The sequence below is a fragment of the Stenotrophomonas sp. GD03930 genome (assembly GCF_029839665.1).
Taxonomy (GTDB): domain Bacteria; phylum Pseudomonadota; class Gammaproteobacteria; order Xanthomonadales; family Xanthomonadaceae; genus Stenotrophomonas; species Stenotrophomonas forensis.
In genome coordinates, this window is sequence record NZ_JAOCAV010000003.1 from 301,064 (window position 1) to 313,170 (window position 12,107).

General features: G+C 65.3%; 13 protein-coding genes and 1 tRNA gene. 4 read left to right on the plus strand and 10 right to left on the minus strand.

Going from position 1 to position 12,107, the window contains the following annotated elements; all coding sequences use genetic code 11:
• Positions 1-190 precede the first annotated feature (190 nt).
• The 7 genes from N5C18_RS17035 to rimK all read right to left on the minus strand — a co-directional run bounded on the left by N5C18_RS17035 (position 191) and on the right by rimK (position 6,359).
• The gene (locus N5C18_RS17035; protein WP_053510694.1) at positions 191-595 is read right to left on the minus strand and encodes a hypothetical protein; all 405 of its coding nucleotides are present in this window, start codon (positions 593-595) and stop codon (positions 191-193) included.
• A 264-nt stretch (positions 596-859) separates the two neighbouring features.
• Positions 860-2,230, minus strand: coding sequence for a HAMP domain-containing sensor histidine kinase (locus N5C18_RS17040; protein ID WP_053510696.1), 1,371 nt, complete (start codon positions 2,228-2,230; stop codon positions 860-862).
• Positions 2,193-2,870 (minus strand): response regulator transcription factor, encoded by a 678-nt coding sequence (locus N5C18_RS17045; RefSeq protein WP_005410804.1) that lies wholly within the window; start codon positions 2,868-2,870, stop codon positions 2,193-2,195. Before N5C18_RS17045 ends, N5C18_RS17040 begins: the two co-directional genes overlap by 38 nt.
• Before the next feature lie 8 nt (positions 2,871-2,878).
• The gene (locus N5C18_RS17050; RefSeq protein WP_053450628.1) at positions 2,879-3,352 is read right to left on the minus strand and encodes a hypothetical protein; all 474 of its coding nucleotides are present in this window, start codon (positions 3,350-3,352) and stop codon (positions 2,879-2,881) included.
• Positions 3,353-3,441: 89 nt separating this feature from the next.
• Entirely contained in the window at positions 3,442-3,918 is a 477-nt protein-coding gene (locus N5C18_RS17055; protein ID WP_053510697.1) for a hypothetical protein, read from the minus strand.
• A 95-nt stretch (positions 3,919-4,013) separates the two neighbouring features.
• A complete protein-coding gene (locus tag N5C18_RS17060; protein WP_279944506.1) occupies positions 4,014-5,216 on the minus strand; it encodes an ISL3 family transposase in 1,203 nt (400 codons plus the stop codon).
• A 264-nt stretch (positions 5,217-5,480) separates the two neighbouring features.
• Positions 5,481-6,359: a 30S ribosomal protein S6--L-glutamate ligase gene (gene rimK, locus N5C18_RS17065; RefSeq protein WP_005410807.1), complete on the minus strand. Its 879-nt coding sequence runs from the start codon at positions 6,357-6,359 to the stop codon at positions 5,481-5,483.
• Positions 6,360-6,530: 171 nt separating this feature from the next.
• Here rimK and N5C18_RS17070 point away from each other — a divergent pair, with 171 nt between their 5' ends.
• Positions 6,531-6,890, plus strand: coding sequence for a hypothetical protein (locus tag N5C18_RS17070; RefSeq protein ID WP_053450631.1), 360 nt, complete (start codon positions 6,531-6,533; stop codon positions 6,888-6,890).
• On the opposite strand, the gene N5C18_RS17075 is transcribed toward N5C18_RS17070, so the two are convergent.
• The 3 genes from N5C18_RS17075 to N5C18_RS17085 all read right to left on the minus strand — a co-directional run bounded on the left by N5C18_RS17075 (position 6,877) and on the right by N5C18_RS17085 (position 10,013).
• Complete coding sequence (locus N5C18_RS17075) at positions 6,877-7,827, minus strand: hypothetical protein (protein WP_279945205.1); 951 nt, start codon at positions 7,825-7,827, stop codon at positions 6,877-6,879. The genes N5C18_RS17070 and N5C18_RS17075 overlap by 14 nt on opposite strands.
• Positions 7,828-7,973: 146 nt before the next feature.
• Positions 7,974-8,047 (minus strand) — tRNA-Gly (locus N5C18_RS17080).
• A 130-nt stretch (positions 8,048-8,177) separates the two neighbouring features.
• Positions 8,178-10,013: an autotransporter domain-containing protein gene (locus tag N5C18_RS17085; RefSeq protein ID WP_271261159.1), complete on the minus strand. Its 1,836-nt coding sequence runs from the start codon at positions 10,011-10,013 to the stop codon at positions 8,178-8,180.
• A gap of 207 nt (positions 10,014-10,220) precedes the next feature.
• On the opposite strand from N5C18_RS17085, the gene thiS reads away from it, so the two are divergent.
• The 3 genes from thiS (at position 10,221) to trmB (ending at position 12,082) form a co-directional block, all read left to right on the plus strand.
• The gene (gene thiS, locus N5C18_RS17090) at positions 10,221-10,421 is read left to right on the plus strand and encodes a sulfur carrier protein ThiS (protein WP_008265079.1); all 201 of its coding nucleotides are present in this window, start codon (positions 10,221-10,223) and stop codon (positions 10,419-10,421) included.
• 132 nt (positions 10,422-10,553) lie between these two features.
• A complete protein-coding gene (locus N5C18_RS17095; protein WP_053450634.1) occupies positions 10,554-11,348 on the plus strand; it encodes a thiazole synthase in 795 nt (264 codons plus the stop codon).
• A complete protein-coding gene (gene trmB / locus N5C18_RS17100; RefSeq protein ID WP_008268324.1) occupies positions 11,348-12,082 on the plus strand; it encodes a tRNA (guanosine(46)-N7)-methyltransferase TrmB in 735 nt (244 codons plus the stop codon). The genes N5C18_RS17095 and trmB overlap by 1 nt, the downstream gene beginning before the upstream one ends.
• The last annotated feature ends 25 nt before the right edge of the window (positions 12,083-12,107 follow it).

The window sequence follows — 12,107 nt, forward strand, 5'->3', positions numbered from 1 at the left end:
CCATGCTTCAAGCCTTGGCGGATCAATGCCGAGGACGCAATCCGAAAAGTGTCTGAAAAGCGTCGAAGATCAATTTCTGCCCGGTATTACAGCCTTCGCCCGATGCATCGCGGGGGCGTGCAGCCGTTGCCGAGCCACCAGGAAGGCGGAATACGACAACGGCTGTGGGGCGGTGCCTCGCGCGCGGCGACTATTGCAGCGTCGCCGAACCCCGATTCCTTTCGGCCCGCAACTGCCGTTGTGCGTGGCTGGTCAGCTCCCGCGCAGCCAGCAGCAGGCCATTCATCGCATCCGGGGGCACGACCTGCGACGGGCCTCCCCGGGTGCGTGCGACATGCACGGCATACATCATCCGGGTCAAGCTCGTGATTCCTGCGACGGTGTGCCGGATGCCTGCCAGCGTGCCAGCCTCCGGGGCACTCAGCCCGGTGCGCTGCGTGGAACCGTCGATGTCCATCTGCCCCTTCAGCATCGGCATCAGGCCATCGGGCCCGGACAGTACGTCCTCGACGCGCTGGGCGATTTCGACAGACAGCTGCCTGATCGATTCGCCGACCAGTTGATACAGGTTCGGGTAATGGGTGCGGTATGACATGGCGCAGCTCCTGGCGGACGGTGGGTGACCCCGGCAGAAGCATCTGACTCTGTGCTCGTCGGTCCGTCAGGGGGCAAATGCGCCAACAGCGCAATCAGATCGCCGAACCGTGAGCCCTGACACGCAACAGCGCCACAACGCCCGCGGGGATCGCGAACCGGACGGCCCCGGACGGGCGTATTCGTGCTGCGTACGACAGTGGATTCACGCCCTGCGTGGGGCTCACGTGCCGACCAAGGTCGGCACCTACCAAAGCAGCGGCCCTTACAACGGCTTCGGCGAAAACGTGAGGGTGGCGATTACGCCGCGCTCGCCACCCGGGCGCACGCTTACCTGCCAGCCGTACAGATCGCACAGGCGGCTGACGATCGACAGGCCGATGCCGCCGCCCTGCGAATGGCCGGCATGGGTACCGCGATAGCCACGCTGGAACAGCTTGGCCGCGTCTTCTTCGCTCAGGCCCGGGCCGCTGTCGGTCACCGAAACCGCGTTGGCGCTCACATGCACGCGCACTTCGCCATCCTGCGAGTACTTCACGGCATTGCCGATCAGATTGCCCAGGGCCACCGACAAGGCCGCTTCCGGCGCGTCGATCACCAGATCGCGTTCGCCTTCCAGCGCCAGTTCCAGCGGCTTGCCACCCAGCTGTGCACGGTGCGCATCCAGCAGCTGCTCGGCCACCCGGGCCACGTTGCTGGTGCCCTGCCCGCGCTCGTTGCGCGACAGCAGCAGCAGCGCGCCGATCAGGTCGCTGCACTGCTGTTCGGCGCGCTGGATGCGCTGCAGGCGCTGCAGCACCTTCTCATCCAGGCCGGGGCGGGTCAGCAGCAGCTCGGTGGCGCCACGGATCACCGCCAGCGGCGTGCGCAGTTCATGGCTGACGTCAGCATTGAACTCGCGGTCGCGCTGCACCACCTCGGTCAACCGCGACGAGTAATCATCCAGCGCCTGTGCCAGCTGCCCCACCTCATCGTCGGGGAAGCGCGGCGCCAGCGGTTCGGGATCGCTGGTGCCGCCGCGATAGGCACGCAGCCGCGCTGCCAGATCCGAGACCGGCTTCATCACCTTCGACGCCGACCACCAGCCCAGCACCAGCGACAGCACGCTGAACACCAGCACCGACAACACCAGCGCGCGGTTGAGCTGTTTGCCACCGCGCACGCTGTCGGTCATGTCATAGGCAAGGAAGAACCAGGCATCATCGCTCTTGCGCACGGCCAGCTTGTAGGCATACGGCTGCCCTTGCTCGTCGGTGCCGCTCAGGTTGTAGTTGCCGGTCTGCAGATCGGCCCATTGCGGCCAGGACTCGCGCGCCTTGTCGAATTTGTCCGCCGAGTAGGCGTAAGCACGGATCTGCTGCACCGGCACGGCCGGGTTGCGCCCCGGGTGCTCGTAGAAGCGACGCGCGTACTCTTCGATGTTGTGGTTGATCACGTCTTCCACCAACTGGTTTTCCACCCGCATGCGGGCCCAGTTGGTGGCGAACGCGAACAGCGTTGTCAGGCAGAAGCCCAACAACACGAACGAGACGATGATGCGGCTGCGCAGGCGCCGCCGATAAGGCGTGCGCCGACGCTCCCCTTTCGCTGCCACCGAATCAGGCTTCCGGGGTAGCGATGCGGTATCCGATGCCATGGCGGGTCTGGATCAGCGGCACTTCAAACGGCTTGTCGACCACCGCACGCAGGCCATGGATGTGCACGCGCAGCGAATCGGAGTCGGGCAATTCCTCACCCCACACCCGGGTTTCCAGCTCCTGGCGGGTCACCACGGCCGGGGCCGCTTCCATAAGCGCCTGCAGGATCTTCAGTGCAGTCGGGTTGAGCTGCAGCAGCTTGCCCTGGCGACGCACTTCCAGCGTATCCAGGTTGTATTCCAGATCGCCGGTTTCCAGCACGCGGGTCTGCACGCCCTTTCCACGGCGCGACAGGGCATTCAGACGTACTTCCACTTCCTGCAGCGCGAACGGCTTGATCAGGTAGTCGTCGGCACCGGAATCGAAGCCGGCCAGCTTGTTATCCAGCGAATCGCGCGCGGTCAGCATCAGCACCGGGGTCTGCTTGCGCGCTTCATTGCGCAGCTTCCGGCAGACTTCGATACCGTCCATGCCGGGCAGGTTGAGATCCAGCACGATCGCGTCGAACTCGTGCACCACGGCCAGATGCAGGCCGGTGACCCCGTCAGCCGCGAAGTCCACCGTGTGCCCGCGGTCCTCCAGGTAATCACCCAGATTGGCCGCAATGTCGCTGTTGTCTTCGATTACCAGAATTCTCACTGTCACCTCTAATTGACGAATTTGCCGGTGCGCTGGGCCTGGCTCATGTCACGCTGTGCCCTGTCCTTCTGCCGGGCGCGCTCGGCAACGGTGCTGCACTGCGTCGTGGACCGGTTCGAACCCGTCACCTTCTCGCGCTGGCATATTAGACGACTATCCTCACGCGCTTGTGTCAAAACCGTGTTCACGATCTGCTGGTCGTTGAAGATATCGGTTCGCACCTGTTCAGGCATCGAATCGCGGTTCGGATGCTGCTCGACGGCCGTGCGCATGCGCACCAGCGCCTCACGTACCCGGCTGCGATCGCTCTGCTTCAGTTCGCTGTAGGTCTCGCCATCGTTGAGCTGGATTTCGATGCGCTCGATCTGCTGTTGCAGCGGCTTGCCGGGCAGGAAGACTTCGCTGGACTCTTTGGACGCAGAGGCGACGGTGGCCAGGGTCAGCCCCGAGAACAGCACCGCCGACATCAGGAGGGACTTCATGACAAACGAATCCTTGTTTGAATGGATCGCTGACTGTATTCGCACCACCTTCACGCCAGCAAGTGCCAAGCGCAGGGGCGGCGGACGGCCTAGCGGTTGCCGGGAGGCGAGAGGTCGGTGAAGGTGCGCTGGTCATGGAGCAGGGCCTTGCCCTTCTCCTCGATGCGCCGCCGTTCGGCCACGGTCATGCAGCGGCTTTTGGGCATGTTGCTGCCGGTGGTACGGGTGTATTGGCAGACCTGCCGGCTGTCATCATGGGCCCGCGCAAGCAGGGTATTGACCCGTTCCTGATCATTGAAGACGTCGTTCTGGACCTGCGGCGGCAGTTCCTGCAGCGTCTGGCGGTCCCCCATCCGCTGGGTGATGCGCGCCAGTGCCTGTCGCACCTGGGCGCGGTCATCCGCGGAGATCTCACTGTAGTCGCCGTCGTCCAGGGCCTTCTCGACCTTCCGGACCTGTTCGGCCACCGGCATCTGCCGGTCCATCTGTACAACGGCTTTTTCCGGCTTGGCGACAGCCGTGCCTGCCAGCCCCAGCAACAACGCGATCATGGTGACGCGATACATCGCTTGCCTCCGATCCATCCAGGAACGATGGAGGCCACTCTACGGCCGTCACGGCGCCTCCACAAGCGGTGCGCGACGCCCATAAAAAAGGTTCTTCACCCAACTCCGGGGAAGGCTGCGCGGATCTTGAGGAAGAAGTAGGCATCGTCCCGGTATCCGTAGGCTACGCGCTTGATGACCTTGATCTTGTTGTTGACCCCCTCGACCAGGTTCGTCCCCAGCGGCCATCGGCAGTGGGCCATAATGCCTGGCAGATAGGGCTGCAGGCGATGGACAAAGGCCCTCAGGGGCTCAAGGCGACTGCGCAGAGCGCGCTGTCGCCAGCTCTTCCATGCTTTTTCTGCCCACGCTTGGCTGCGGTAGCGCCAGAGCTGCTTCAAGTCGTCTTTGAGCAGATAGGTCGTCAGCAGGGCTTTGTTTGCCTCCAGCAATTCCTTGAGCTTGATGCGCTGATCGCCCGGGACATTCTGTCGGTTACGTAGCAGGAGCCAGCGCGAGGTCTTCACCACGCGCCGGGCAGGCTTGTCGTGGCGCAGCCTGTTGGCCTCATTCACGCGGATCCGGTCAATGACCTCCCGCCCGTATTTGGCCACCACATGGAACAGGTCATAGACCACTTCGGCGTTCGGGCATTGGGCCTTCACTTCCAGATCGAATGCCGAGTTCATGTCCATGGCGACCGCTTGGATGCGCTCGCAGCCCTCCTGGCCCAGCAACTCGAAAAAGGGGCGGATATCAGCCCGGCTACGACCTCGCCCAACCCACAGCACGCGTTTGCGGGACGGCTCTACTATCACCGTGGCGTAGCGATGGCCCTTCTGGATCGCAAATTCGTCCATTGCAAGAATACGGACTCCGGAAAGGTCCACCGGTCCCAGCGTCTGCTGCAAGTGCCTGAAATCAAGCGCCTTGACGGTTTTCCAGTTCAGACCATGCCACTTTGCCGTGGCATGGATCGAGGTAGTAGCACACATCCGTGCAACGCTCTTTGCCAGTCGTTGCGTGACCCGGCTGTGCCGATCCAGCCAGTCCAGATGCTCCAGCCTCGGCCCACAACGAGGGCAGGCCACGCGCTGCCGCTGCACCTCCAGCTCGACCGGCTCATCGAACACAGGCAGATCACGGACACGCCGGATCACCTGGTCGTGGATGGAGGTGACCCACTTGGAGCAGCCGCTGCAGCGGCGCCTACGGCGTCCATCGGGGAACAGCGAAAGCACCAGCCACGAGACTCCATCACGGACTTCGCGTCGCCAATCATCCAGGCGATACCCCGCCCAGGCCCCCAACAACGGCATACAATCCAGCTTGGCCACGGCCGGCCCCAGTTTGTAGTCTCGACAACCACAATCTAGCGGGTCGGCCGTGAGCCTCTCCCCTCAGATGGGAGAAGAACCATAAAAAAGACCCAGGCGGTGCCCCCGCCTGGGTCTGAAGATGTATCCCGATACCGATCCTGCTGAGAGGCAGAGCTGCGGTTCGCTGAAGGCTACGCCGGGGCCGATTAAAGGCATGTTAAACCCGGCCTCATCAACCCATGAGATTTATAAGCAACTGAATAATCAAGGCTTTTTAAGCTTCTCCACGTGCTCGATGATGCGCGTGGCCACGTCCACCCCGCACGCCGCTTCGATGCCCTCCAGCCCCGGCGTGGAGTTGACCTCCAGCACCAGCGGGCCGCGCGCGGAACGGATCAGGTCCACCCCGCACACCGACAGGCCCAGCGCCTTGGCCGAACGTACCGCGACCTGCTGTTCGGCGCGGCTGGCCTTGGCCGCCACCGCCGTACCGCCCGCATGCAGGTTGGAGCGGAAGTCGCCCTCCGGCGCCTGTCGCTGCATCGAGGCCACCACCTGGTCACCGACCACGAAGCAGCGCAGGTCCGCGCCCTTGGCCTCGCCGATGAACTCCTGCATCAGGAAATTGGCGTACAGCCCGCGCAGCGCCTCGACGATGCCACGCGAGGCGCTGGCCTTCTCGGTGAGGATCACACCGCGACCCTGGGTGCCCTCGTTGAGCTTCACCACATGCGGCGGCGGGCCGAGCATGGACAGCAGGTCGACGGTGTCGTCGGGGTTGTCGCCGAACACGGTGACCGGCATGTCGATGCCCTTGGCAGCCAGCAGCTGGTGCGCACGCAGCTTGTCACGCGAGCGCAGGATCGCATCGGACGGGTTGGGCGTGCGGGCCCCCATCAGCTCGAACTGGCGCAGCACGGCCGTGCCATAGCGGGTGATCGAGGCACCGATGCGCGGGATGACCATGTCCACGCCGGTCATCGGCCGGCCCTTGTAGTGCATCGAGAAGCCATCGGCGGCGATGCGCATGTAGCAGCGCAGCGGGTCAAGGATACGCACGGTGTGGCCGCGCGCGCGCGCCGCCTCGACCAGCCGGCGGGTGGAATACAGGGAGCTGTTGCGGGACAGGATGGCGAGCTTCATCGCGGCGGGATCGGGCGGCAGGCGCGCAGCATAGCGCGCGCGTGTGGCGGGCGGATGATGCCGCGCCCGATGACGCCGGCACCGCCGCAGAGGCTGTGCCAAGATGGCCACGCCGGCCACAGGACAGGAACACGGCCGGCTTACACAACCCAAGGAGAACCACAGATGCGAATGGGAATTCCGCTGTTGTTGCTGTTTGGCCTGGCGGGTGGCGCCACCGAAGTGCATGCCGCGCCCACCCATGCAGTCTCCCGGCTCTATTTCGACGCCAGCAACACGCTGATTGGCCAGAGCCTGCGCTACTGCACCGGCAGAACCCAACACCAGGGGGCTGCCTCACATACCAACACCCGCTGGATCGATGTCACCTATGCCTGCAACGGCGACTCGACCGAGGTGAGCTACGGAGGCTGGGTACCGGCCGACCTGCGGCAGGATTTCTGCGGCCTGTATGACGCCTGCACCTTGTTGATGCCGTGGCCGGAACACACGTTGCCCGGCCCGCTGGCGCCCGGATTCAATTCCGACTGACCGGCCGCCCCGCGGCAACGTCTCCGGCGATGGAGCCATCGTCGCCGGAGACACTTTTCGACAGTGCGATGATCTCTTCCATCCGTGCGCGCGCCTGTTGCATCTGCTCGGGCGCAAGCATCCCATGGCTGTACAGCTCCTCAAGCGAGTTGTAACCACACACACCGGCGCGGCACATGCGTTGGAGAATGGGGGAATCGGCGCCGCATGGTACCCCCTTTCGGCAGCCCGCCAGCATCCATGCGGCCTCCTCGACGGCTGTGCCCGCCTTGTAGGGCTTCAACGCTTCGATGCGGTGGGAGGCGGCTTCCCCCATGGTTGCCGCAAGTGCCATGTAGGCTTCACCGTCGTCCTGCATGAGCACGGCTTCGACAAACGTCTTGTGGTCCTCCACCGAAAGATCCTGATCAGCGAGGTGGAGGCCAGGCGCCGCCTGTTCGATCTGTGCAGCAAGGCTTCCCTGATTCACCGCCAGTTCCCGGTAGCGCTTCAGATTGCGGAAGCCGCTCACAACGTCCTCGGGCATTCCTTCGCATCGCGCCTTGAACCACGCCGTGCTGCGCTGGAGTGCGACCTTCTTTTCCTGTGCGATGTCCAATCCCGCGAGCGAGCCCCAGTCAGGAATGACGGCACAGTCGTCATGGATGCGGCTGAGTAAAAAACTCGCGTTCGCGTCGCCGCTCCTGGACAGGAATTCAAGGTCCGCCATCAACGGTTGAACGTTTCGAGCGGTGTAGTACTTCTGATAGGCGGCGGGCGCATTTCCCGTGGCCGCCATGCCGGAGTTAGCGACTCCTGTGGCGGGGATGACCGTGGCGCTTGCGGTGCGCGCTGCATGTCCGGCTTCAGAAGGGGCCGTGCTGTCCGTGCACGCTGTCGTTGCCAGTGCCAGCACTGGAGCCAGCAGAAAGGTGTTCCATCGTGAGCTGGCCCGCATCCTCATTCCTTGTCCCAACGTCATCATCCGGCGTGAAGGGGCATTCACTCTAGTGATGCTGCACGTCGGTCACAAGGCTGGATCGACAGGCATACGAAAGCGGGCATCGAGCGCCCGAATCTGCGGTGCAAAAGAAGGAGGTGCGATGGAGCGGGCGATGGGAATCGAACCCACGTCAGTAGCTTGGGAAGCTACAGCTCTACCATTGAGCTACGCCCGCGTTGCGGTGGAAAGTCTATGCGCTGGGGCCGGTGTTGCGCAATGGTTGGCCGCGCCGCATGCGCCGGACACGGTCCGGCGCTGTTGTCAGGCATCCCGGGCACCGTGCGGTGCCCGGGATGACGCGTGGATCAGAAGCTGCCGCTGAAGTTGGCGAACAGCGTCGCGTCCTGGGCACGCTTCTGCCCGGCCGAAGCGCTCAGGCCGAAGTTGCTCTGCAGGCCGAACATCTCGGTACGGGCACCCAGTACGACGGTGGCGTAGTTCTTGTCGAAGTTCAGGCCCGGCACGCGGTAGCTGCCCAGTTCCGGCAGGGTCTGCAGCCAGGCGCTGGCCTGCTTGGTGTCTTCGAACTCGTGGTCGTAGGTCAGCTGTGCGTACGGCTTGACCGCACCGCCGTCGAAGCGGGCCTGCCAGCCGATGCGGCCGACGGTCGAATCGACATTCTGGCGGTCATAGCCCAACGCGGTGGCCAGCGTGCCGGTCGCGGCGCTTTCGGTGTAACCGTCGATCTTCACCTTCTGCCAGATCACCGAAGCGATCGGGCCGTGGCGGAAACCGCCCTCGGTGCCGAACTCGTAACCGGCGTTCAGCGCTGCGGTCAGGTTGCTGCCGTCCGGCGAACCGCCGTGCTCGCGGGTGGCCGGGCCGAGCTGGACCTTGCGGTTCACGTCATAGGACAGCCAGGTGTAGCTGACCTGGCCGTTGACCCAGATGCGGTCGTGGTACCAGCCGGCGAACAGACCGGCGGTGGTGTCCTTCTGGGTGAAGTCACCGCGGCTGTTGCCGAAGTCGGCGTTGAGGCGGCCGAAGCCGGCGAAGCCGCCGAACACCATGCCGTCGCGTGCCCAGTCGACACCGAACAGGCCGGCCGGCGCCAGGCCGTCGTACAGGTCGGCGTGGTCGTAGCGCTGCAGATCGCCTCGCACGCCGCCCCACCAGGACAGGCCGTCGGCCGGACGCCCACCCAGGTGCATGCTGACCTGGTCGGCGCGCGAACGGCCGATGGTCTGCGCCGAGTGGCTCAGCACCTGCTGCAGGCGCGGGCCTTCCAGTACCGAGACCGCGTACTGGCCCAGCAGCTGGTGGCCGGCCGTGGTCGGATGCACGCCATCGGCGAACAGATAGGTATTGGCCGCATCCGGGCTGACATAGCTGGTCGGGTTGCAGGTCAGGATGCTCTGCGTCGGATTGGTCGGATCGATCTTGCAAGCGGTGCTGGTGACGTTGGTGAAGCCGTACATGGCCGGGTTGGCGGCCACTTCGCCCAGCACGGTGAAGGTGTCGAGCGGAATGAACTCGATGCCGGCCTGCTTCAGGCCGCCGTACAGGGCCTTGTTGTAACCGGCCGACAGCGCGGTGGCGGCACCGGCATTCGGGCCACGGAACGACGGGGTCAGGCCGACGTTGGGCAGGTTCGGCACCAGCACGTACTGCGCGCCGGCCTGCTTGAGCGCGCCGACCAGGGCGATCTGGTCGGTGACGGCCGCGCCGATGATGGCCTGCGCCTGTGCCGGCGCTGCCGCTGCCGCGAACAGGTCGTTGGCGCCACCCCAGACGGTATACAGGGCATTTGCGTCAGCCTTGCCGCCATTTGCGGCGAGGTAACGAGCAGCCTGCGACTTCAGCGAGGGAATCGGACCCAGCGCGCCGCTGCCTTCCACCGACACGCGGGCACCGCCCACGGCGTAGTTGTCACCGTTCTGGCCGTTGCCGTTGGCTGCGCCGTTGAGACCGTAGTAATTGGCCAGCTGCTGCGACCAGACCCAGCCCGGGTTGGTGGTGAACTGGCCGGTGACCGGCTGCACGCCGGGCGGCAGCAGCGGGCGGAAGTAGCCGGCGTCGGTCAGGCTGTCGCCGAAGAACACCGCGTGGGTATACGGGGATTCGCCTGCCATGGCCGGAACCGCGGCCAGCGCGATCGCGGCCGCCATCAGGGAGCGGATCGGGCGTTTGCTGAGCAGCATGTAAAGAACTCCTGTGGGGAAATCGTTGAGGACCCGGCGGACGTACGCCGGCGCACGGTGAATGGTTTCACCGCGCCGCCTTTTGCTCACGCTGCGCCGCCGCATGGATTGTCACCCGGCCCTGCGCCAGCGTGCTGTGCAGGACGTGGCATATGGCGCAGATTGCAACGGTTCCGATCCCGCCGGGCTATCAGCGACAATGCGCCGATGAACATCCAGCTCAATGGCGAACCCCGTACCCTGCCCGCTTCGGCGACCCTTCACGATCTGCTTGAGGCCGAGCAGCTGCTGCAGCGCCGGGTGGCGGTGGAGGTCAACGGCGAGATCGTCAGCCGCAGCCGCCATGGCGAGCATGTCCTGGCCGAGGGCGACGTGGTGGAGATCGTGCACGCGCTGGGCGGCGGTTGAGGCCATTCCGGGTAGTGCCGGCCGCTGGCCGGCCATCCGACGCTGTCTGACGCCTCACATCTGCCGGCCAGCGGCCGGCACTACCTTTGGTTGCGTGACCCCATCTTCAGGCGGATAAGCGATAATCGCGCCATGAACGTTCATGTCTCCCCCGATTCGCTGGTGATCGCCGGCAAGACCTATGGCTCGCGGCTGCTGACCGGCACCGGCAAGTTCAAGGACCTGGAAGAAACCCGCCTGGCCACCGAGGCTGCAGGCGCCCAGATCGTCACCGTGGCCATCCGCCGGACCAACATCGGCCAGAACCCGGGCGAACCTAACCTGCTGGACGTGCTGCCGCCGGACCGTTACACCATCCTGCCCAACACCGCTGGCTGCTACACCGCCGAGGACGCCGTGCGCACCTGCCGCCTGGCCCGTGAGCTGCTGGACGGCCACAACCTGACCAAGCTGGAAGTGCTCGGCGACCAGAAGTCGCTGTACCCGGACGTGGTACAGACCCTCAAGGCCGCCGAACAGCTGGTCAAGGATGGCTTCGAGGTGATGGTCTACACCTCCGACGACCCGATCCTGGCCAAGCGCCTGGAAGAGATCGGCTGCGCCGCGGTGATGCCGCTGGCCGCGCCGATCGGCTCGGGCCTGGGCATCCAGAACAAGTACAACCTGCTGCAGATTATCGAAGACGCCAAGGTGCCGATCATCGTCGACGCCGGCGTCGGCACCGCCTCGGATGCGGCGATCGCGATGGAGCTGGGCTGCGACGGCGTGCTGATGAACACCGCCATCGCCGGCGCGCGCAGCCCGGTGCTGATGGCCAGCGCGATGCGCAAGGCGGTCGAAGCCGGCCGCGAGGCGTTCCTGGCCGGGCGCATCCCGCGCAAGCGCTACGCCAGCGCCTCATCTCCGGTGGATGGGCTGATCGGCTGATGACCAATCCTTTCGACAGCGCCGGCTCCAAGGCCCCGCCCAAGCCTTTCACCGTCAGCGAAGGCCGCCGTGAAGTGCGCAGCTTCGTGCTGCGCCAGGGCCGATTCACGCCCGCCCAGCAGCGTGCGTTCGACGAACGCTGGCCGCGTTTCGGCATCGACTACAACGGCCAGCCGCGCGATCTGGATGCCACCTTCGGTCGCCCCGCCCACAAGGTGCTGGAAATCGGCTTCGGCAACGGCGCCGCGCTGCGCTTCGCGGCCCAGCACGACCCGTCGCGTGATTACATCGGCATCGAGGTGCATGCGCCCGGCGTGGGCCGGCTGCTGAACGCGCTGGCCGACGACAACGCCGACCACGTGCGCCTGTACCACCACGATGCGGTGGAAGTGCTGCAGAACGAGATCGCCGACGGCGCGCTGGATGAAGTGCGCATCTACTTCCCGGACCCGTGGCACAAGAAGCGCCACAACAAGCGCCGCCTGCTGCAGCCGGCGTTCGCCGACCTGCTGGTGCGCAAGCTGCGCCCGGGTGGCCGCCTGCACTGCGCGACCGACTGGGAGGACTACGCCGAGCAGATGTGGGATGTGCTCGACGCCACCGCCGGCCTGGTCAACCGTGCCGGCCCGCGTGGCAGCGTGCCGCGCCCGGACTGGCGCCCGCAGACCCACTTCGAGACCCGTGGCCAGAAGCTCGGCCATGGCGTCTGGGACCTGTTGTACGACCGCACCTGACGATCGCCTGAGGACGCCGCGCCCC

Coding starts and splice junctions, on each gene's coding strand:
- N5C18_RS17055 (WP_053510697.1), bottom strand. CDS start 3,918: ATGTATCGCGTCACCATGATCGCGTTGTTGCTGGGGCTGGCAGGCACG.
- N5C18_RS17035 (WP_053510694.1), bottom strand. CDS start 595: ATGTCATACCGCACCCATTACCCGAACCTGTATCAACTGGTCGGCGAA.
- N5C18_RS17085 (WP_271261159.1), bottom strand. CDS start 10,013: ATGCTGCTCAGCAAACGCCCGATCCGCTCCCTGATGGCGGCCGCGATC.
- trmB (WP_008268324.1), top strand. CDS start 11,348: ATGACCAATCCTTTCGACAGCGCCGGCTCCAAGGCCCCGCCCAAGCCT.
- N5C18_RS17070 (WP_053450631.1), top strand. CDS start 6,531: ATGGGAATTCCGCTGTTGTTGCTGTTTGGCCTGGCGGGTGGCGCCACC.
- N5C18_RS17060 (WP_279944506.1), bottom strand. CDS start 5,216: ATGCCGTTGTTGGGGGCCTGGGCGGGGTATCGCCTGGATGATTGGCGA.
- rimK (WP_005410807.1), bottom strand. CDS start 6,359: ATGAAGCTCGCCATCCTGTCCCGCAACAGCTCCCTGTATTCCACCCGC.
- N5C18_RS17075 (WP_279945205.1), bottom strand. CDS start 7,827: ATGCGGGCCAGCTCACGATGGAACACCTTTCTGCTGGCTCCAGTGCTG.
- thiS (WP_008265079.1), top strand. CDS start 10,221: ATGAACATCCAGCTCAATGGCGAACCCCGTACCCTGCCCGCTTCGGCG.
- N5C18_RS17050 (WP_053450628.1), bottom strand. CDS start 3,352: ATGAAGTCCCTCCTGATGTCGGCGGTGCTGTTCTCGGGGCTGACCCTG.
- N5C18_RS17040 (WP_053510696.1), bottom strand. CDS start 2,230: ATGGCATCGGATACCGCATCGCTACCCCGGAAGCCTGATTCGGTGGCA.
- N5C18_RS17095 (WP_053450634.1), top strand. CDS start 10,554: ATGAACGTTCATGTCTCCCCCGATTCGCTGGTGATCGCCGGCAAGACC.